The sequence below is a fragment of the Rhizobium phaseoli genome (genome assembly GCF_010668805.1).
GTDB lineage: Bacteria > Pseudomonadota > Alphaproteobacteria > Rhizobiales > Rhizobiaceae > Rhizobium > Rhizobium phaseoli_A.
Genome location: NZ_WUFT01000005.1, coordinates 287,871 through 308,676 on the forward strand (window position 1 = coordinate 287,871; position 20,806 = coordinate 308,676).

The window sequence follows — 20,806 nt, forward strand, 5'->3', positions numbered from 1 at the left end:
AGCCTATGCCTTCAGGTAAAGGCGCGCCGCATAAAGCGCGATTGCCGCCGCATTCGAGACGTTCAGCGATTTGATCGCACCGGGCATGTCGAGGCGGGCAAGCGTGTTGACGGTTTCCCGCGTCTTCTGCCGCAGCCCCTTGCCCTCGGAGCCCAGCACCAGCGCTACCTTCCCGCCCGAGAACGTGCCTTCGAGCGGCGCCGGCCCTTCCGAATCGAGGCCGATGGTGGAGAAACCGAGCTTGTGCAATTCACCGAGTGCATCGGCGAGATTGGTTACCTGTATATAAGGTATCAGCTCCAGCGCGCCGGAGGCTGATTTGGCGAGTACGCCGGATTCAGTCGGGCTATGTCTCTGGGTGGTGATAACGGCGCCGGCATTGAAGGCGACGGCGGAGCGCATGATCGCGCCGACATTGTGCGGATCGGTGACCTGGTCGAGGACGAGCAGGAGAGGGCTGTCTTTCAGCGCTTCGAGCCGGCGGACCGGTAGCGGCCGTGTTTCCAGCATGACGCCCTGATGAATCGCCTCCGGGCCAAGCACCTTGTCGATCTCCTGCGGCGAGACCATCTCGAAGGGAATGCCGAGTGTTTCGACGTCGACTTCGAGCCGGGCCAGCGCGTTCTGGGTCACGAACAGCTTGATCTTCTTGCGCTCGGGATTGTCGAGGGCGGCGCGCACCGTATGCAGGCCGTAGAGATGCACCTGGTCGGGCGCCAGCGCCGGCGGCTTCCAGTCCTCTCCGCCGCGCTTGCGCTTCTGTGGCTGAGGTGTCGGAATCTCCCCGCGTTCGCGCTTGGCGTCACGGTGGGCGCGCCGCAGCGTGGCGTAATGCGTATCCTTGGCCGATGGGTCTGTCGCGGCGGTGCCGCCGGATTTTTTATCTTTGCTCATGCGGCTTTATAGCCATGGCGCTGGCTGCCGCATAGGCTTTCTTTCATATGCCGGCTTTCGGCATGGAATGAAATTTTTCGTGTTTTTTCCGTTGTCATCGTGTTGACAGACGGAAATGCTCCGGTCATATACGCGGCGCAGACGACGGGCCGCAACGCTTCGAAGTCTGACAAACTTGGTCTTCAAGATCCGGACGAATAACTGGAGAGATGCCCGAGTGGTTAAAGGGGACGGACTGTAAATCCGTTGGCTCAGCCTACGTTGGTTCAAATCCAACTCTCTCCACCATTCGTCATCGGATCGGACCACCCCGCGGGTATAGCTCAATGGTAGAGCAGCAGCCTTCCAAGCTGAATACGCGGGTTCGATTCCCGCTACCCGCTCCAGTTTTATCAAGCCCAATTCCCTGTGATCGACGTCGCCGCGATAATTCGGCAGGCAGGTCTTTCAGAAGACGCCGGCGATTGCGGTCTTCGACGGGCAGACGAGGGCGCTCGACGCCGGGTAGGGCGGCGTAACTACGGCAGTCGGCGCGATTTTCTCCAAGGATTTCAGTGATTTTCCGTAGTGCCATGGCGAATCGCCTTGCAGGCGGCGAATTATCCCCCATATGCGCTGTCACACCAAGAATGGCGCCTGCAATTAAGTCTTGCGCAATCTCGCCGAAAGCCTTAAACGGCGGCACTAAACCGGTTCGCCGGGGCCCACCATCTCGTTCACAGGAAGCATTCAAATGGGAAAGAGTAAGTTTGAGCGCAACAAGCCGCACGTCAACATTGGCACGATTGGCCACGTTGACCACGGCAAGACGTCTCTGACGGCAGCGATCACGAAGTATTTCGGCGAGTACAAGGCGTACGACCAGATCGACGCTGCTCCGGAAGAAAAGGCCCGCGGCATCACCATTTCGACGGCACACGTCGAGTATGAGACGCCGGCCCGCCACTATGCACACGTCGACTGCCCCGGCCACGCCGACTACGTCAAGAACATGATCACCGGTGCTGCCCAGATGGACGGCGCGATCCTGGTGTGCTCGGCCGCTGACGGCCCGATGCCGCAGACGCGCGAACACATCCTGCTGGCCCGTCAGGTCGGCGTTCCGGCTATCGTGGTGTTCCTGAACAAGGTCGACCAGGTTGACGACGCCGAGCTTCTCGAACTGGTCGAGCTCGAAGTTCGCGAACTTCTGTCGTCCTACGACTTCCCGGGCGACGATATCCCGGTCGTCAAGGGTTCGGCACTTGCCGCTCTTGAAGATTCGGACAAGAAGATCGGCGAAGATGCGATCCGCGAACTGATGGCTGCCGTCGATGCCTACATCCCGACGCCTGAGCGTCCGATCGACCAGCCGTTCCTGATGCCGATCGAAGACGTGTTCTCGATCTCGGGCCGTGGTACGGTTGTGACCGGCCGCGTCGAGCGTGGCATTGTCAAGGTTGGCGAAGAAGTCGAGATCGTCGGCATCCGCGCGACCTCGAAGACGACGGTGACCGGCGTTGAAATGTTCCGCAAGCTGCTCGATCAGGGCCAGGCCGGCGACAACATCGGCGCTCTGGTTCGCGGTGTGAACCGTGACGGCGTCGAGCGTGGCCAGATTCTGTGCAAGCCGGGCTCTGTCAAGCCGCACAAGAAGTTCATGGCTGAAGCCTACATCCTGACGAAGGAAGAGGGTGGCCGTCATACGCCGTTCTTCACCAACTACCGTCCGCAGTTCTACTTCCGCACGACCGACGTGACGGGCATCGTCTCGCTGCCTGAAGGCACGGAGATGGTCATGCCGGGCGACAACGTCACGGTTGCCGTCGAGCTGATCGTTCCGATCGCGATGGAAGAAAAGCTGCGCTTCGCGATCCGCGAAGGTGGCCGCACTGTCGGCGCCGGTATCGTTGCGAGCATCGTCGAGTAATCTTGGGATTACCCGAAATTCAGGAAAAACCCCGCTGGAAACGGCGGGGTTTTTCGTTTTGATGCCACTCAAGGGATTAACACGTGTTGTAAAAATATCGTTAAGTTTGTCCGTCACAGTATTTTGTTCATCTCACATTCAGAAACCAGTTGTGATTGGTTCATTTTAGTCCAGACTCCTTCTTGCAAAGAGGAGAGCCCGGATGATTCCAAAGGCCACGTTCGTTGCGACGATATTCGCGATGTATGTTTTCACGATGTTTTTTATCGCTGCCATTCCGCAGGAGGTTGTTCAGGCAGCCGGAGTGCAGATCGGCGATGTGAGCGTCGTTAAGTAACGATTTAGCAGTTCACCGCAGGCTGCTGCGGTGATTGGAAATGATTGGCCAGGTGTCCCTAAGAGGGCGCTCCTGGCGACGCGGGGGTGAACCCTTGCCAGACGCTCGCTTGCTCTTCGCGCGGAAGCGTCTAACTATGCCTCCGATTTCATGATGCGGAGGATATTCCATGAAGAAGCGGATTCTGTTCACTGGCGGTTCGGGCAAGGCAGGTCGCCATACCGTGCCGTGGCTCATCAACGCAGGTTACGAGGTTCACAACCTCGATCTCGTGCCGCTCGACAGTCCCGGCGTCACCAACCTCATTGCCGACATCACCGATAGCGGTCAGGTCTTCAACGCGCTGTCGATGCACCGCGATTTTCCTGATCTGGACGCGGGCAGGGGCGTGCAGCCTTTCGATGCCGTCGTGCACTTCGCCGCCATCCCGCGCATCCTGATCAAGCCCGACAATGAGACTTTCCGCATCAATACGATGGGCACTTACAATGTCATCGAGGCGGCAGTGAAACTCGGCATCAGGAAAATCATCGTCGCATCGAGCGAGACGACCTACGGCGTCTGCTTCGCCGAAGGCCATCGTGATTTCCACCAGTTCCCGCTGGAGGAAGACTACGACGTCAATCCGATGGATTCCTACGGGCTCTCGAAAGTGGTCAACGAAAAGACGGCCCGCGCCTTTGCCGAACGTTCGGGTTTCGACATCTATGCGCTGCGTATCGGCAACGTCATCGAGCCGCACGAATACGAGCGGTTCCCCACCTATTTCGCCAATCCCGAAATGCGCAAGCGCATTGCCTGGAGCTATATCGACGCCCGCGATCTCGGGCAGATCTGCCATCTCTGCATCGAAAAGGACGGTCTCGGCTATCAGGTCTTCAACGCGGCCAACGACACCGTCTCGGCCAATACGCCGTCGAAAGAGCTTGCAAAGCGATTCTACCCGAACGTGCCCTTCACCCGCGAAATCGGCGAATATGAAGGCCTGCTCTCCAACCGCAAGATCCGCGAGGTGCTGGGTTTTAACGAAGAGCACGATTGGCGGAAATATGTGACGGCCTGAACGGATATTGCTGGCGCGATGGAAGGGCCGATCGCCCGCATATGCGCAGAATGGCTTTGAAAATCGAAAATCGTGCTTGCCAATCCGCTGTGGTCGTCTTAAAGGGAGCGCCATGCCTTTCAGCAGCGATTTGCGGACTTTGGTCCAGGCGCTGAATGATCGGTATGAAGGGGTATAGCTCAGTTGGTAGAGCGGCGGTCTCCAAAACCGCAGGTCGTAAGTTCGAGCCTTACTGCCCCTGCCATTTTCCTCGAAGCGGGACAGCGCGGACATGCTCGCGGCATTCTGCCCGGGGATTGATTGGCGGTAACTAATTTCGTTAAACTTCGGTTTCCCTCTTGTGTATTCGGAAATCGGTGTTTATTTAGGGTTCAACAGACACGCGGTGCGTGGGGCTGATGGTTTCAGCTTTACGCGCCGTAATTGCGTGGGCAGTCGATGGCATCCAAATCCAATCCGTTTGCGTTTCTGCAGCAGGTTCGCTCCGAGACGTCCAAAGTTACATGGCCGTCGCGCCGCGAGACGATGATCTCGACGGTTATGGTGCTTGTGATGGTAGTTTTCGCCGCGCTTTTTTTCTTTGCCGCTGACCAGCTGATCGGCTGGGTTCTGAGCTTCGTGCTGAATACCGGCAACTGATACGGGTGGAGATGAAAATGGCGGCACGTTGGTACATCGTCCACGCATATTCCAATTTTGAAAAGAAGGTCGCTGAGGACATCGAGAACAAGGCTCGCCAGAAGGGGCTTGAGCACCTGTTCGAGAAGATCCTCGTGCCGACCGAGAAGGTGGTGGAAGTGCGTCGCGGCCGCAAGGTCGACAGCGAGCGCAAGTTTTTCCCGGGCTATGTCATGGTTCGTGCCAATCTGACCGATGAAGCCTATCACCTGATCAAGAATACGCCGAAGGTTACAGGTTTCCTCGGCTCCGACAATAAGCCGGTTCCGATTCCGGATTATGAAGCCGAGCGCATTCTCGGTCAGGTCCAGGAAGGTGTCGAGCGGCCGAAGGCCTCGATTACCTTCGAGATCGGCGAGCAGGTTCGCGTTTCCGACGGCCCGTTCGCGTCGTTCAACGGCACGGTTCAGGATGTCGACGAAGAGCGTTCGCGCCTGAAGGTTGAGGTGTCGATCTTCGGCCGCGCAACGCCGGTCGAGCTGGAATACGCGCAGGTCGAGAAGGTCTGATTGCAAGAGATTGGAAGCCGGCCTTGCGGCCTGTTTCCTGCGGACTGTGTCCGCGTCCGCGTGGAAGGTGAGGGGGTCTTAGCCGGACCCTGATGATCCGCACCACGCAACCGCAGCCGCCGGAGAGATCCGGCATCACGGGTCGGGCGACCGGCCGTTCATGAAAGGCAGAGAGATATGGCTAAGAAAGTTGCAGGCCAGCTCAAGCTTCAGGTCAAGGCAGGATCGGCAAACCCGTCCCCGCCGATTGGTCCGGCGCTTGGTCAGCGTGGCATTAACATCATGGAATTCTGCAAGGCGTTCAATGCCGCCACGCAGGAAATGGAAAAGGGTATGCCGATCCCGGTCGTCATCACCTATTACCAGGACAAGTCCTTCACCTTCGCGATGAAGCAGCCTCCGGTCAGCTACTGGCTGAAGAAGGAAGCGAAGATCACCTCCGGTTCCAAGACGCCCGGCAAGGGTGCCAAGGCCGGCTCCCTCACCAAGGCTCAGATCAAGTCGATCGCAGAAGCCAAGATGAAGGATCTGAACGCAGCGGATATCGAAGGTGCAATGGCGATGATCGAGGGCTCTGCCCGCGCCATGGGCCTGGAAGTGGTGGGTTAAGATCATGGCTGGTAAGCGCACGCAGAAGATCAACGAAGGTGTTGATCCCACCAAGCTCTACGCTCTGACCCTGGCCATCGGCATGGTCAAGGAACGGGCTGTCGCCAAGTTCGACGAAACCATCGAAGTGTCGATGAACCTCGGCGTCGACCCGCGCCATGCGGACCAGATGGTTCGCGGCGTCGTCAACCTGCCGAACGGCACCGGCCGTACGGTTCGCGTTGCCGTCTTCGCTCGTGGCGCCAAGGCTGATGAAGCCAAGGCTGCCGGTGCCGATATCGTCGGCGCTGAAGATCTCGTCGAAATCGTCCAGGGCGGCAAGATCGAATTCGATCGCTGCATCGCCACCCCCGACATGATGCCGCTCGTCGGTCGTCTCGGTAAGGTTCTCGGCCCGCGTGGCATGATGCCGAACCCGAAGGTCGGCACCGTCACCATGGATGTCGCTGGAGCCGTCAAGGCTTCCAAGGGCGGCGCTGTCGAGTTCCGCGTCGAGAAGGCTGGCATCGTCCATGCCGGCATCGGCAAGGCCTCTTTCGACGCCAAGGCTCTGGAAGAAAACATCCGCGCTTTCGCCGATGCCGTCATCAAGGCGAAGCCGGCTGGTGCCAAGGGCAACTACGTCAAGCGCGTGGCGATTTCTTCGACCATGGGCCCCGGCGTCAAGATCGAAGTCGGCTCGGTTACCGCAAGCCCGACTGCATAAGTTGATTGCCGGACCTCGGTCCGGTCACTGAATTCCGGCCTCGCAAGGGGCCGGAATATTCCGGAGAAATCCGGAATCCTGTCCGAGATTGCAGGTGGTTTTCCCTTAATCACTTCGCCTGCATGAGACGGGTAAGACCCGAATTGCATGAAGTTCGCTTCTAGGAAATCGGTTCGAGCCTTGGATGCCTTGTGCCTCTTTAGCCTTGATTGGCGCGAGAGCGCGGGGGGACAGGATCCTCAAGCGTCGCTTGGGATCTCGCATGATCCCAGGAGGCAAAGGCAAACCGGCGGGCCCATTCTCGGTCCCGCCAACTGGAGATAGGCAGTGGAAAGAGCGGAAAAACGCGAATTCGTCACGGAACTGAGTGAAGTCTTCAAGGCTTCGGGCTCGGTTGTCGTGGCCCACTATGCTGGTGCCACAGTCGCGCAGATGAACGATTTTCGTTCGAAGATGCGTGCAGCTGGCGGTACCGTCAAAGTCGCGAAGAACCGCCTGGCCAAAATTGCCCTTCAGGGTACGGAAGCGGAAGGGATTACCAATCTCTTCAAGGGTCAGACGCTGATTGCATACAGCACCGATCCGATCACCGCTCCGAAGGTCGTCATGGATTTCGCCAAGACCAATGACAAGATCATTGTTCTGGGCGGTTCCATGGGAACAACCACGCTCAACGCCGATGCAGTCAAGTCGCTTGCGACCCTGCCTTCGCTCGATGAGCTGCGTGCGAAGCTGCTGGGCATGATCCAGACACCGGCTACCCGCATCGCTGGGGTTGTTGCAGCACCGGCAAGCCAGCTTGCCCGCGTGTTCGCGGCCTACGCCAAGAAGGACGAAGCCGCTTAAGGCGGTTTTTCGCTGTTTATAATCAACCGGTTCGAACCGAACAAAAGGAACTAGTAAAATGACTGATCTCGCAAAGATCGTTGACGACCTCTCCGCGCTGACCGTTCTGGAAGCCGCAGAACTGTCGAAGCTTCTCGAAGAAAAGTGGGGCGTTTCCGCTGCTGCTCCGGTAGCTGTTGCTGCTGCTGGCGGCGGCGCTGCTGCTGCTGTCGTTGAAGAAGAAAAGACCGAGTTCGACGTCATCCTCACGGATGTCGGCGCCAACAAGATCAACGTCATCAAGGAAGTCCGCGCCATCACCGGTCTCGGCCTCAAGGAAGCCAAGGACCTGGTCGAAGGCGCTCCGAAGGCTGTCAAGGAAGGCGTCAACAAGGCTGAAGCCGCTGACATCAAGAAGAAGCTTGAAGATGCTGGCGCCAAGGCCGACGTCAAGTAATCTTGAATTGCTTTTGGGAGGCAGTCTCTGCTGCCTCCCATTTGCCGTTTTTCTGAACGAATTACCCAAAAGCCGCGTCAAACCGGCTTTTGGGTAATGGGTTCTTCAAAAGGATAGTCTCGCACCGAGGGCAGCACAGCAATCCGAGCTGAGCGTTTTCGGGTGTCGGACGAGATTGGATTACTCATTGATTGACGGGATCGACTGGCCATCGGTTCCCGTCCGTTGCAGGCCCGGGTGCAAGATTTTGAAGGAGCGACGATGGCTCAGACCCTTTCGTTCAACGGTCGTAGGCGCGTACGCAAGTTTTTTGGTAAGATCCCCGAAGTCGCAGAAATGCCGAACCTTATCGAGGTTCAGAAGGCGTCCTACGACCAATTTTTGATGGTTGAAGAGCCGAAAGGCGGCCGGCCCGACGAGGGTCTTCAGGCCGTTTTCAAGTCGGTTTTCCCGATCACCGATTTTTCCGGCGCCTCCATGCTGGAATTCGTGTCCTACGAATTCGAACCGCCGAAGTTCGACGTTGACGAATGCCGTCAGCGCGACCTGACCTATGCTGCGCCGCTGAAGGTGACGCTGCGCCTCATCGTGTTCGATATCGACGAGGATACGGGCGCGAAGTCGATCAAGGACATCAAGGAACAGTCCGTCTACATGGGCGACATGCCGCTCATGACCAATAACGGTACGTTCATCGTCAACGGCACCGAGCGCGTCATCGTTTCCCAGATGCACCGTTCGCCGGGCGTCTTCTTCGACCACGACAAGGGCAAGAGCCATTCTTCCGGCAAGCTGCTCTTTGCTGCCCGCGTCATTCCTTATCGCGGCTCCTGGCTCGATATCGAATTCGACGCCAAGGATATCGTCTACGCCCGTATCGACCGTCGCCGCAAGATTCCGGTGACGTCGCTGCTGATGGCGCTTGGCATGGACGGCGAGGAAATCCTCGACACGTTCTACACGAAGTCGCTCTACAAGCGCGACGGCAAAGGCTGGCGCATTCCCTTCAAGCCGGAGACGCTGAAGGGTGCCAAGGCGATCACCGAGATGGTCGACGCCGACACCGGCGAAGTCGTCGTGGAAGCCGGCAAGAAGCTGACCCCGCGCCTGCTGCGCCAGCTTTCCGACAAGGGCCTGAAGGCGCTGAAGGCCGGCGACGACGATCTTTACGGCAACTACCTTGCCGGCGACATCGTCAACTACTCCACCGGTGAAATCTACCTCGAAGCCGGCGACGAAATCGACGAGAAGACGCTCGGCATCATCCTGGCGAATGGCTTCGACGAGATCCCGGTTCTCGGCATCGACCATATCAATGTCGGCGCCTATATCCGCAACACGCTGACGGCCGATAAGAACGAGAACCGTCAGGACGCTGTGTTCGACATCTACCGCGTCATGCGTCCGGGTGAGCCGCCGACGATGGAATCGGCCGAAGCCATGTTCAACTCGCTGTTCTTCGATGCGGAGCGTTACGACCTCTCCGCCGTCGGCCGCGTCAAGATGAACATGCGTCTCGACCTGACCGTCGAAGACACCGTCCGCATCCTGCGCAAGGACGACATCCTGGCCGTGGTCAAGATGCTGGTCGAACTGCGCGACGGCAGGGGCGAAATCGACGACATCGACAACCTCGGCAACCGCCGCGTCCGCTCGGTCGGCGAGCTGATGGAAAACCAGTACCGTCTCGGCCTCTTGCGCATGGAGCGCGCGATCAAGGAACGCATGTCCTCGATCGAGATCGACACGGTGATGCCGCAGGATCTGATCAACGCCAAGCCGGCGGCTGCCGCCGTCCGCGAATTCTTCGGTTCCTCGCAGCTCTCGCAGTTCATGGACCAGGTCAACCCGCTCTCGGAAATCACCCATAAGCGCCGTCTTTCGGCACTTGGTCCGGGCGGTCTGACCCGTGAGCGCGCTGGCTTCGAAGTTCGCGACGTGCATCCGACCCACTACGGCCGCATTTGCCCGATCGAAACGCCTGAAGGCCCGAACATCGGTCTGATCAACTCGCTTGCGACCTTTGCCCGCGTCAACAAATACGGCTTCATCGAAAGCCCGTACCGTCGCATCGTCGACGGCAAGGTGACGAGCGACGTGCTCTACCTCTCCGCCATGGAAGAGGCGAAGTATTACGTCGCCCAGGCCAACGCCGAAATGAACGCCGACGGTTCCTTCGTCGACGAGTTCGTCGTCTGCCGTCATGCCGGCGAAGTCATGCTGGCACCCCGCGACAGCATGAACCTGATGGACGTTTCGCCGAAGCAGGTTGTTTCGGTCGCAGCCGCGCTCATCCCGTTCCTGGAAAACGACGACGCCAACCGCGCGCTCATGGGCTCGAACATGCAGCGTCAGGCAGTGCCGCTGCTGCGTGCCGAAGCCCCGTTCGTCGGGACCGGCATGGAGCCGGTCGTTGCCCGTGACTCGGGCGCTGCCATCGGCGCCCGCCGCGGCGGCGTGGTCGACCAGGTCGACGCGACGCGTATCGTTATCCGCGCCACGGAAGACCTCGAAGCCGGCAAATCCGGCGTCGATATCTACCGCCTGCAGAAGTTCCAGCGTTCGAACCAGAACACCTGCGTCAACCAGCGTCCGCTGGTCACCGTTGGTGACGAGGTCAACCGCGGCGACATTCTCGCCGACGGTCCGTCGACCGATCTCGGCGACCTGGCGCTCGGCCGCAATGCGCTCGTCGCGTTCATGCCCTGGAACGGCTACAACTACGAAGACTCGATCCTGCTCTCCGAGCGCATCGTTGCCGACGACGTGTTCACCTCCATTCATATCGAGGAATTCGAAGTGATGGCGCGCGACACTAAGCTTGGTCCTGAGGAAATCACCCGCGATATTCCGAACGTTTCGGAAGAAGCGCTGAAGAACCTCGACGAAGCCGGCATCGTCTATATCGGCGCCGAAGTTCAGCCGGGCGATATTCTCGTCGGCAAGATCACGCCGAAGGGCGAAAGCCCGATGACGCCGGAAGAAAAGCTTCTGCGCGCCATCTTCGGCGAAAAGGCCTCCGACGTGCGCGATACCTCCATGCGCATGCCGCCCGGCACCTATGGCACGATCGTCGAAGTGCGCGTCTTCAACCGCCATGGCGTCGAGAAGGACGAGCGCGCGATGGCGATCGAGCGCGAAGAGATCGAGCGTCTTGCAAAGGACCGCGACGACGAGCAGGCGATCCTCGACCGTAACGTCTACGGCCGTCTGATCGAAATGCTGCGCGGCCAGGCTTCCATCGCCGGCCCGAAGGGCTTCAAGAAGGGCGCCGAGCTTTCCAACGCAGTCGTTTCCGAATATCCCCGCTCGCAATGGTGGATGTTCGCGGTCGAGGACGAAAAGGTCCAGAGCGAACTCGAAGCACTCCGCGGCCAGTACGACGAATCCAAGTCGCGCCTTGAACAGCGCTTCATGGACAAGGTCGAGAAGGTCCAGCGCGGCGATGAAATGCCTCCTGGCGTCATGAAGATGGTCAAGGTCTTCGTCGCCGTGAAGCGCAAGATCCAGCCGGGCGACAAGATGGCCGGCCGTCACGGCAACAAGGGCGTCGTCTCGCGTATCGTGCCTGTCGAGGACATGCCGTTCCTCGAAGACGGCACGCATGTCGACGTCGTTCTGAACCCCCTCGGCGTGCCCTCGCGCATGAACGTCGGCCAGATCCTCGAAACCCACCTGGGTTGGGCTTGCGCCGGCATGGGTCGCCAGATCGGCGAACTGATCGAAGCGTACAAGGCCAATGGCAACATCGCGCCGCTGCGCAAGACCATCGGCGATGTCGTCGGTGACGGTCCGAAGGCCGAACAGGTCCAGGATTTCGACGATGACTCCGTTCTGCGTCTCGCCGATCAGTGGAAGCGCGGCGTTTCGATTGCGACGCCTGTTTTCGACGGTGCCAACGAAGCCGACGTCAACGACATGCTGCGTCTGGCCGGTCTCAAGGACAGTGGCCAGTCGACGCTCTATGACGGCCGTACCGGCGAGCAGTTCGATCGTCAGGTGACCGTGGGCTACATCTACATGCTGAAGCTCAACCACTTGGTCGACGACAAGATCCACGCTCGTTCGATCGGTCCTTACTCGCTCGTTACCCAGCAGCCGCTGGGCGGCAAGGCGCAGTTCGGCGGTCAGCGCTTCGGCGAAATGGAAGTCTGGGCGCTCGAAGCATACGGCGCAGCCTACACGCTGCAGGAAATGCTGACGGTGAAGTCGGACGACGTCGCCGGCCGCACCAAGGTCTACGAAGCCATTGTCCGCGGAGACGACACGTTCGAAGCCGGTATTCCGGAAAGCTTCAACGTTCTCGTCAAGGAAATGCGCTCGCTGGGCCTCAGTGTCGAGCTCGAAAACACCAAGCTTGACGAGGCGCAGGCAGCTCAGCTGCCCGACGCGGCCGAGTAAGCACTTGATAAGGTGTGCGCTGCCAACGCGGCGCACGCCGGTCCCACCGGGCGCCGTATCCGTGTCGGCCCGGAAGGGAAGTTTCGCCGCATCTTGCGGTTATTCTCGTTTAAGCGAGGGAGGCGGCTCCCGGGAAATTGCCGCCGACCATCGCATTTTGAGGGCTCTCAGCCCATGAAGGAGACAGGCATGAACCAAGAGGTCATGAATCTTTTCAATCCGCAGGTGCCTGCACAGAATTTCGATTCTATTCGGATTTCGATCGCATCTCCGGAGAAGATCCTCTCCTGGTCTTACGGTGAGATCAAGAAGCCGGAAACCATCAACTACCGTACGTTCAAGCCGGAACGCGACGGTCTGTTCTGCGCGCGCATCTTCGGGCCGATCAAGGACTACGAATGCCTGTGCGGCAAGTACAAGCGCATGAAGTACAAGGGCATCATCTGCGAAAAGTGCGGCGTCGAAGTCACGCTGTCGCGCGTTCGCCGTGAGCGCATGGGCCATATCGAGCTTGCCGCTCCCGTTGCCCACATCTGGTTCCTGAAGTCGCTGCCATCACGCATTTCGACGCTGCTCGACATGACGCTGAAGGATGTCGAGCGCGTCCTCTACTTCGAAAACTACATCGTCACCGAGCCGGGCCTGACTGCGCTCAAGGAGCACCAGCTCCTCTCGGAAGAAGAGTACATGCTTGCCGTTGACGAATACGGCGAAGACCAGTTCACCGCGATGATCGGCGCTGAGGCGATCTACGAGATGCTGGCCTCGATGAACCTTGAAAAGATCGCTGGCGATCTGCGCGCTGAGCTTGCCGAGACCACGTCGGATCTCAAGCAGAAGAAGCTGATGAAGCGCCTGAAGATCGTCGAGAACTTCATGGAGTCGGGCAACCGTCCGGAATGGATGATCATGAAGGTCGTTCCGGTCATTCCGCCGGATCTGCGTCCGCTGGTTCCGCTCGACGGTGGCCGTTTCGCCACCTCGGATCTGAACGACCTCTACCGCCGCGTCATCAACCGCAACAACCGTCTGAAGCGCCTGATCGAGCTTCGTGCGCCTGGCATCATCATCCGCAACGAAAAGCGCATGCTGCAGGAATCGGTTGACGCGCTGTTCGACAACGGCCGTCGCGGTCGCGTCATCACCGGCGCCAACAAGCGTCCGCTGAAGTCGCTCTCCGACATGCTGAAGGGCAAGCAGGGCCGCTTCCGCCAGAACCTGCTCGGCAAGCGCGTCGACTATTCCGGCCGTTCGGTCATCGTCACCGGTCCGGAACTGAAGCTGCACCAGTGCGGCCTGCCGAAGAAGATGGCGCTCGAACTCTTCAAGCCGTTCATCTATGCCCGCCTCGACGCCAAGGGTTACTCCTCGACCGTCAAGCAGGCCAAGAAGCTGGTCGAAAAGGAAAAGCCGGAAGTCTGGGATATCCTCGACGAGGTCATCCGCGAGCATCCGGTTCTCCTGAACCGCGCACCGACGCTGCACCGCCTGGGCATCCAGGCCTTCGAACCCACCCTGGTCGAAGGCAAGGCGATCCAGCTGCATCCGCTCGTCTGCACGGCCTTCAACGCCGACTTCGACGGTGACCAGATGGCCGTTCACGTGCCGCTGTCGCTCGAAGCCCAGCTCGAAGCCCGCGTGCTGATGATGTCGACCAACAACATCCTGCATCCGGCCAACGGTGCGCCGATCATCGTTCCCTCGCAGGACATGGTTCTCGGTCTCTATTACCTGTCGATCCTCAATCAGAACGAGCCGGGCGAAGGAATGGCCTTCTCCGACCTCGGCGAACTGCATCACGCTCTCGAAACCAAGGTCGTGACGCTGCACACCAAGATCCGCGGCCGATTCAAGTCGGTCGACGAGGATGGCAAGGCCTACTCGAAGATCTATGAAACGACGCCTGGCCGTCTGCTCATCGGCGAACTTCTGCCGAAGAACGGCAAGGTGCTCTTCGACATCTGCAACCAGGAAATGACCAAGAAGAACATCTCCAAGATGATCGACACGGTCTACCGCCACTGCGGCCAGAAGGACACGGTCATCTTCTGCGACCGCATCATGCAGCTCGGCTTTTCCCATGCCTGCCGCGCCGGCATTTCGTTCGGCAAGGACGACATGGTCATTCCGGATGCCAAGGCCAAGATCGTTGCCGACACCGAAAGCCTGGTCAAGGAATATGAGCAGCAGTACAATGACGGCCTGATCACGCAGGGCGAAAAGTACAACAAGGTTGTCGACGCCTGGGGCAAGGCCACCGAAAAGGTCGCCGAAGAGATGATGGCCCGCATTAAGGCGGTCGAATTCGATGAGAACACCGGTCGTCAGAAGCCGATGAATTCGATCTACATGATGAGCCATTCCGGTGCCCGTGGTTCTCCGAACCAGATGCGCCAGCTGGGCGGCATGCGCGGCCTCATGGCCAAGCCGTCGGGTGAAATCATCGAGACGCCGATCATCTCGAACTTCAAGGAAGGCCTGACCGTCAACGAGTACTTCAACTCGACCCACGGCGCCCGCAAGGGTCTGGCAGACACCGCCCTGAAGACCGCCAACTCCGGCTACCTGACCCGTCGTCTCGTCGACGTCGCGCAGGATTGCATCGTCACGCACGTCGATTGCGGAACGCAGACGGGCCTCACCATGACCGCCATCGTCGATGCCGGCCAGGTCGTTGCCTCGATCGGCGTGCGCATCCTCGGCCGTACGGCGCTCGATGACATCGATCATCCGATCACGGGTGAGCGCATCGTCGATGCCGGCAGGATGATCCTCGAGCCCGACGTCGTCGAAATCGAGAAGGCCGGTATCCAGTCGATCCGCATCCGTTCGGCGCTGACCTGCGAAATCCAGACGGGCGTTTGCGCAGTCTGCTACGGCCGCGACCTCGCGCGTGGTACGCCTGTCAACATGGGCGAAGCCGTCGGCGTCATCGCTGCTCAGTCGATTGGTGAACCGGGCACCCAGCTCACCATGCGTACCTTCCACCTTGGTGGTACGGCAACCGTGGTCGACCAGTCGTTCCTCGAAGCGTCGTACGAAGGTACGGTGCAGATCAAGAACCGCAACATCCTGCGCAATTCCGATGGCAACCTCGTTGCCATGGGCCGCAACATGACCGTCCAGATCCTGGACGAGCGTGGCGTGGAACGGTCGTCGCAGCGTGTGGCCTACGGTTCGAAACTGCATGTCGACGAAGGCGACAAGGTCAAGCGCGGCCAGCGTCTGGCAGAGTGGGACCCTTACACCCGTCCGATGATGACCGAAGTGGCTGGTACCGTTCAGTTCGAAGACCTTGTCGACGGTCTCTCCGTTCTGGAAGCGACCGACGAGTCGACCGGCATCACCAAGCGTCAGGTCATCGACTGGCGTTCGACCCCGCGCGGTTCGGACCTCAAGCCGGCGATCGTCATCAAGGACGGCAGCGGCAACATCATGAAGCTGTCGCGTGGTGGTGACGCCCGCTTCTTCCTCTCGGTCGACGCTATTCTGTCGGTCGATTCGGGCACCAAGGTCTCCCAGGGTGACGTTCTCGCGCGTTCGCCGCTGGAAAGCGCCAAGACCAAGGACATCACCGGCGGTCTGCCGCGCGTTGCCGAGCTCTTTGAAGCCCGCCGTCCGAAGGACCACGCCATCATCGCAGAGATCGATGGTACGATCCGCCTCGGCCGCGACTACAAGAACAAGCGTCGCGTCATCATCGAGCCGGCGGAAGACGGTGTCGAGCCTGTCGAATACCTGATCCCGAAGGGCAAGCCCTTCCACCTTCAGGAAGGCGACTATATCGAAAAGGGTGACTACATCCTCGACGGTAACCCGGCCCCGCACGACATCCTGGCGATCAAGGGCGTGGAGGCTCTGGCCTCCTACCTCGTCAACGAGATCCAGGAAGTCTACCGCCTGCAGGGCGTTGTCATCAACGACAAGCACATCGAGGTGATTGTCCGTCAGATGCTGCAGAAGGTGGAGATCACCGATGCAGGCGACTCGACCTATATCGTCGGCGACAATGTCGACCGGATCGAGCTCGAAGACGTCAACGATCATCTGATCGAGCAGGGCAAGAAGCCTGCCTACGGCGATCCGGTTCTTCTCGGCATCACCAAGGCGTCGCTGCAGACCCCGTCCTTCATCTCGGCCGCGTCCTTCCAGGAAACGACCAAGGTGCTGACGGAAGCTGCGATCGCCGGCAAGACCGACGGCCTGCAGGGTCTGAAGGAAAACGTCATCGTCGGCCGCCTCATCCCGGCCGGCACCGGCGGCACCATGACCCAGATCCGCCGCATCGCCACGTCGCGCGACGAGATGATCCTCGAAGAGCGCCGCAAGGGCAGCGGCGCAGCCGTCGCCACGCCGATGCTGCAGGACATGGCCGAAAAGGCTCCGGCTGCGGAATAATCCGCAGCTGAACCTGCCACTTGGTGGCACGCGAAATTGAAAAACCGCCCGGAGCGATCCGGGCGGTTTTCGTTTTTAGTCTGCTTTGGTAGGTTGGGGGAGGGAAGGTGCTGCTTTCGCTCTATGCTGCCTTTGCGACCCGCAGCGTCAGCGGCAGCTCGCTTCAGTTGAAGCGGATGATCGCGACCTCGCCATCGACGGCGCCCTGATAGGCGGAGGCGTGCGGCTCTTCGGCCGGCACCTCGGTCAGCATGCCGATCTGGTCGAGATCGGCCTCGATGAAGCCTTCCTCGGCAAGGGCGTTCAAGGCCTCGCGTACGGCAGTGTCGTCGTCGGGCGCCTTCAACATGATGTGCAGGTCGATGCCTTCGCTGCCGTCGGACTCGTAGCCTTTGCCGATAATGATGAAGATCATCGGCCCGTCGAAATTATTGTCGTTATCAGGTGTCGTAATCATCGCCTGTCCTTCGGCTCTTTGACGATTCGGTCGCTCGAATCCTTCTGTGAGGGCCGCACGCCGCAATTGCTGATTCCTTAACTGCTTTTGCTGCAATGCCCAAGTTTTTATCTTGGTGCACGTCCCTGATTTCGTCTAGAAGGATGAAATCAGGGCCTAAGGCCCGCAGATCAAGGCGATGCGCCGAGTTTATTTCTTAACCGGCCTTGACGAGATCGGTGGAAACCAGTAGTACCCCGGCCATCAGATCCCATGTGAGGCTTGGCTGTTCGGGGCGACGCGCCCTGAAGTTCACCTCAAACAAGGTTCTAAACGCACGTTGAAGTCATGATGCTGCACGCACGACGCAAATTATATGCGTCCTCTGCTCCTTGTGGTCCATCTGCGGAAGCGGATCGGGCCATATTTTGCGCATTGACGGAAAGCGTGCGTCACTGCCGGAGACGGCGCGAGTTCAAGCCCGCAAGGGTACTGAGATAAAACGTAAGGGATGGTTGAATGCCTACCGTAAACCAGCTGATCCGCAAGCCTCGCCAGGCGAACGTAAAGCGTAACAAGGTTCCCGCACTCCAGGAGAACCCGCAGAAGCGCGGCGTTTGCACGCGCGTCTATACGACGACGCCGAAGAAGCCGAACTCGGCTCTGCGTAAGGTCGCAAAGATCCGCCTGACCAACGGCTTCGAAGTCATTGGTTACATCCCCGGCGAAGGTCACAACCTTCAGGAACACTCCGTCGTCATGATCCGTGGCGGCCGCGTCAAGGACCTTCCGGGTGTCCGTTATCACATCATCCGCGGCGTTCTCGATACCCAGGGTGTCAAGAACCGCAAGCAGCGCCGCTCCAAGTATGGCGCGAAGCGTCCGAAGTAATTCGGTTTTGAGTAATTCGGCGCTGCGCGAGGTCCTCCGCGTGATGAAGCGCCTTAACGGTTGAAGAGACGAAAATTATGTCCAGACGTCATAAAGCAGAAAAGCGCGAGATCAATCCGGACCCGAAGTTCGGTGATCTCGTCGTCACCAAGTTCATGAATGCCATCATGCTCGACGGCAAGAAGTCCGTTGCTGAAAACATTGTCTATGGCGCGTTCGACGTCGTCCAGGGCAAGTCCAAGCAGGAGCCGCTTACGGTTTTCCATTCTGCACTCGACAACATTGCGCCGCATGTCGAAGTCCGCTCGCGCCGCGTCGGCGGTGCGACCTATCAGGTCCCGGTCGATGTTCGTCCGGAGCGCCGCCAGGCTCTCGCCATTCGCTGGCTGATCGCTGCTGCCCGCAAGCGCAATGAAACGACTATGGTTGACCGCCTTTCCGGCGAACTGCTCGATGCGTCCAACAACCGCGGCTCCGCCGTCAAGAAGCGCGAAGACACGCATAAGATGGCTGACGCCAACCGTGCGTTCTCGCACTATCGCTGGTAATTCCGAACGGTATCGAAAGGCAGTCCATAATGGCTCGCGAATATAAAATCGAAGACTACCGTAATTTCGGTATCATGGCGCATATCGACGCCGGCAAGACCACGACCACCGAGCGTATCCTTTATTACACCGGCAAGTCGCACAAGATCGGCGAAGTTCACGACGGCGCAGCCACCATGGACTGGATGGAGCAGGAGCAGGAGCGTGGCATCACGATCACCTCCGCTGCCACCACGACCTACTGGAAGGGCCGTGACGGCAAGACGCGTCGCTTCAACATCATCGACACCCCCGGCCACGTCGACTTCACCATCGAAGTCGAGCGTTCGCTGCGCGTTCTCGACGGCGCTATCGCGCTGCTCGACGCCAATGCCGGCGTTGAGCCGCAGACGGAAACCGTCTGGCGTCAGGCCGAGAAGTACAATGTCCCGCGGATGATCTTCTGCAACAAGATGGACAAGACCGGTGCGGACTTCTACCGCTCCGTCGAGATGATCAAAACCCGTCTCGGCGCAACGGCTGTCGTCATGCAGCTGCCGATCGGTGCGGAAACCGAATTCAAGGGCGTCATCGACCTGATCGAGATGAATGCTCTCATCTGGCGTGACGAGTCGCTCGGCGCCCAGTGGGATGTCGTCGAGATCCCCGAGGACATGAAGGCCAAGGCTGAAGAGTATCGCGAAAAGCTGATCGAGACGGTCGTCGACATCGACGAAGCCGCGACGGAAGCCTATCTCGAAGGCATTCTGCCCGACAACGACAAGATCCGCGAACTCGTTCGCCGCGGCACGATCGACGTCAAGTTCCACCCGATGTTCTGCGGCACCGCCTTTAAGAACAAGGGCGTGCAGCCGCTGCTCGACGCCGTCGTCGACTACCTGCCGTCGCCGATGGATATCCCGGCGATCAAGGGCATCGACTTCAAGACGGAAGCTGACATCGAACGTCATGCCGATGACAACGAGCCGCTTTCCATGCTCGCCTTCAAGATCATGAACGACCCCTTCGTCGGTTCGCTGACCTTCGCCCGCATCTACTCCGGCAAGCTCGAAAAGGGCACGTCGGTCATCAACACGGTCAAGGACAAGCGCGAGCGCGTCGGCCGTATGCTGCAGATGCACTCCAACTCGCGTGAAGACATCGAAGAAGCCTTCGCAGGTGACATCGTTGCTCTCGCCGGCCTCAAGGAAACCACGACGGGCGACACGCTCTGTGATCCGCTGAAGCCGGTTATTCTCGAGCGCATGGAATTCCCCGAGCCGGTCATCCAGATCGCCATCGAGCCGAAGACCAAGGGCGACCAGGAAAAGATGGGCCTTGCGCTCAACCGCCTGGCTGCTGAAGATCCGTCCTTCCGCGTCAAGACCGACCAGGAATCCGGCCAGACGATCATCGCCGGCATGGGCGAACTGCATCTCGACATCATCGTCGACCGCATGCGTCGTGAATTCAAGGTTGAAGCAACCGTCGGCGCGCCGCAGGTTGCCTACCGCGAAACCATCACGCGTCAGCACGAAGAGGATTACACGCACAAGAAGCAGTCCGGTGGTACCGGCCAGTTCGCGCGCGTCAAAATCGTCTTCGAACCGAACCCGGACGGCGAGGACTTCAAATTCGAATCGAAGATCGTCGGCGGCTCCGTTCCGAAGGAATACATTCCGGGCGTCCAGAAGGGCATCGAAAGTGTTCTGTCTTCGGGTCCGCTCGCTGGCTTCCCGATGCTCGGCGTCAAGGCGACCCTCATCGATGGTGCCTTCCACGACGTCGACTCCTCGGTTCTCGCCTTCGAAATCGCATCGCGTGCCTGCTTCCGTGAAGCAGCCAAGAAGGCCGGCGCTCAGCTGCTCGAACCGATGATGAAGGTCGAAGTCGTGACCCCGGAAGATTATGTCGGCGACGTCATCGGCGACCTGAACTCCCGTCGCGGTCAGATCCAGGGCCAGGAAAGCCGTGGTATTGCCGTCGTCATCAACGCGAACGTCCCGCTCGCGAACATGTTCAAGTATGTCGACAATCTGCGCTCCATGTCCCAGGGCCGCGCTCAGTACACGATGACCTTCGATCACTACTCGCCGGTCCCGTCGAACGTCGCAACAGAAATCCAGGCAAAGTATTCCGGTCAGAAGTGACCGGAATACCAATTGA

Annotated in this window: 17 protein-coding genes and 3 tRNA genes; 17 read left to right on the forward strand and 3 right to left on the reverse strand. The window is 59.3% G+C overall.

The genetic code is table 11. The annotated features are described in order from the left end of the window. Positions 1 to 3 precede the first annotated feature (3 nt). Together rlmB and GR197_RS10235 are read right to left on the reverse strand one after the other, a co-directional pair. Positions 4 to 894: a 23S rRNA (guanosine(2251)-2'-O)-methyltransferase RlmB gene (gene rlmB / locus GR197_RS10230; RefSeq protein WP_164009037.1), complete on the reverse strand. Its 891-nt coding sequence runs from the start codon at positions 892 to 894 to the stop codon at positions 4 to 6. Continuing rightward, complete coding sequence (locus GR197_RS10235; RefSeq protein WP_164009039.1) at positions 891 to 1,067, reverse strand: hypothetical protein; 177 nt, start codon at positions 1,065 to 1,067, stop codon at positions 891 to 893. Before GR197_RS10235 ends, rlmB begins: the two co-directional genes overlap by 4 nt. Before the next feature lie 30 nt (positions 1,068 to 1,097). Between GR197_RS10235 and GR197_RS10240 the strand changes: the two genes are divergently transcribed. From GR197_RS10240 to rpoC, 14 genes are all read left to right on the forward strand, one after another. Next, a tRNA-Tyr gene (locus GR197_RS10240) sits at positions 1,098 to 1,182 on the forward strand. A gap of 24 nt (positions 1,183 to 1,206) precedes the next feature. Next, positions 1,207 to 1,280: transfer RNA gene (locus GR197_RS10245), tRNA-Gly, on the forward strand. 347 nt (positions 1,281 to 1,627) lie between these two features. Continuing rightward, the gene (gene tuf, locus GR197_RS10250) at positions 1,628 to 2,803 is read left to right on the forward strand and encodes an elongation factor Tu (protein ID WP_164009041.1); all 1,176 of its coding nucleotides are present in this window, start codon (positions 1,628 to 1,630) and stop codon (positions 2,801 to 2,803) included. 202 nt (positions 2,804 to 3,005) lie between these two features. After that, complete coding sequence (locus GR197_RS32635; protein WP_003573829.1) at positions 3,006 to 3,140, forward strand: hypothetical protein; 135 nt, start codon at positions 3,006 to 3,008, stop codon at positions 3,138 to 3,140. A 169-nt stretch (positions 3,141 to 3,309) separates the two neighbouring features. Beyond that, positions 3,310 to 4,203 carry an NAD-dependent epimerase/dehydratase family protein gene (locus tag GR197_RS10255; protein ID WP_164009043.1) on the forward strand — a complete coding sequence of 298 codons (894 nt, stop codon included), beginning with the start codon at positions 3,310 to 3,312 and terminating at the stop codon, positions 4,201 to 4,203. Between the two features lie 168 nt (positions 4,204 to 4,371). After that, positions 4,372 to 4,447: transfer RNA gene (locus GR197_RS10260), tRNA-Trp, on the forward strand. Between the two features lie 194 nt (positions 4,448 to 4,641). Then, positions 4,642 to 4,842 (forward strand): preprotein translocase subunit SecE, encoded by a 201-nt coding sequence (secE, locus tag GR197_RS10265; RefSeq protein ID WP_003573826.1) that lies wholly within the window; start codon positions 4,642 to 4,644, stop codon positions 4,840 to 4,842. A 17-nt stretch (positions 4,843 to 4,859) separates the two neighbouring features. Next, positions 4,860 to 5,390, forward strand: coding sequence for a transcription termination/antitermination protein NusG (nusG, locus tag GR197_RS10270; RefSeq protein ID WP_003547516.1), 531 nt, complete (start codon positions 4,860 to 4,862; stop codon positions 5,388 to 5,390). Positions 5,391 to 5,567: 177 nt separating this feature from the next. Beyond that, on the forward strand, positions 5,568 to 5,999 hold the full coding sequence (rplK, locus tag GR197_RS10275) for a 50S ribosomal protein L11 (protein WP_003547518.1): 432 nt from the start codon (positions 5,568 to 5,570) through the stop codon (positions 5,997 to 5,999). Between the two features lie 4 nt (positions 6,000 to 6,003). Continuing rightward, positions 6,004 to 6,705 carry a 50S ribosomal protein L1 gene (gene rplA, locus GR197_RS10280; protein WP_164009045.1) on the forward strand — a complete coding sequence of 234 codons (702 nt, stop codon included), beginning with the start codon at positions 6,004 to 6,006 and terminating at the stop codon, positions 6,703 to 6,705. Between the two features lie 327 nt (positions 6,706 to 7,032). Next, on the forward strand, positions 7,033 to 7,551 hold the full coding sequence (gene rplJ / locus GR197_RS10285) for a 50S ribosomal protein L10 (protein ID WP_164009047.1): 519 nt from the start codon (positions 7,033 to 7,035) through the stop codon (positions 7,549 to 7,551). 58 nt (positions 7,552 to 7,609) lie between these two features. Next, the gene (gene rplL / locus GR197_RS10290) at positions 7,610 to 7,987 is read left to right on the forward strand and encodes a 50S ribosomal protein L7/L12 (protein WP_164009049.1); all 378 of its coding nucleotides are present in this window, start codon (positions 7,610 to 7,612) and stop codon (positions 7,985 to 7,987) included. 261 nt (positions 7,988 to 8,248) lie between these two features. Beyond that, positions 8,249 to 12,388, forward strand: a complete 4,140-nt coding sequence (gene rpoB / locus GR197_RS10295) for a DNA-directed RNA polymerase subunit beta (protein WP_164009051.1) — start codon at positions 8,249 to 8,251, stop codon at positions 12,386 to 12,388. Positions 12,389 to 12,577: 189 nt separating this feature from the next. After that, a complete protein-coding gene (gene rpoC / locus GR197_RS10300) occupies positions 12,578 to 16,786 on the forward strand; it encodes a DNA-directed RNA polymerase subunit beta' (protein ID WP_164009053.1) in 4,209 nt (1,402 codons plus the stop codon). Between the two features lie 163 nt (positions 16,787 to 16,949). Here rpoC and GR197_RS10305 read toward each other — a convergent pair whose 3' ends face one another. Then, positions 16,950 to 17,243: a hypothetical protein gene (locus GR197_RS10305; RefSeq protein ID WP_007626097.1), complete on the reverse strand. Its 294-nt coding sequence runs from the start codon at positions 17,241 to 17,243 to the stop codon at positions 16,950 to 16,952. Positions 17,244 to 17,741: 498 nt separating this feature from the next. Here GR197_RS10305 and rpsL point away from each other — a divergent pair, with 498 nt between their 5' ends. From rpsL to fusA, 3 genes are all read left to right on the forward strand, one after another. Continuing rightward, positions 17,742 to 18,113: a 30S ribosomal protein S12 gene (rpsL, locus tag GR197_RS10310; RefSeq protein ID WP_003547537.1), complete on the forward strand. Its 372-nt coding sequence runs from the start codon at positions 17,742 to 17,744 to the stop codon at positions 18,111 to 18,113. Between the two features lie 77 nt (positions 18,114 to 18,190). Beyond that, positions 18,191 to 18,661: a 30S ribosomal protein S7 gene (gene rpsG / locus GR197_RS10315; protein ID WP_003578662.1), complete on the forward strand. Its 471-nt coding sequence runs from the start codon at positions 18,191 to 18,193 to the stop codon at positions 18,659 to 18,661. 29 nt (positions 18,662 to 18,690) lie between these two features. Beyond that, complete coding sequence (fusA, locus tag GR197_RS10320; RefSeq protein ID WP_164009055.1) at positions 18,691 to 20,790, forward strand: elongation factor G; 2,100 nt, start codon at positions 18,691 to 18,693, stop codon at positions 20,788 to 20,790. Positions 20,791 to 20,806: the final 16 nt, after the last annotated feature.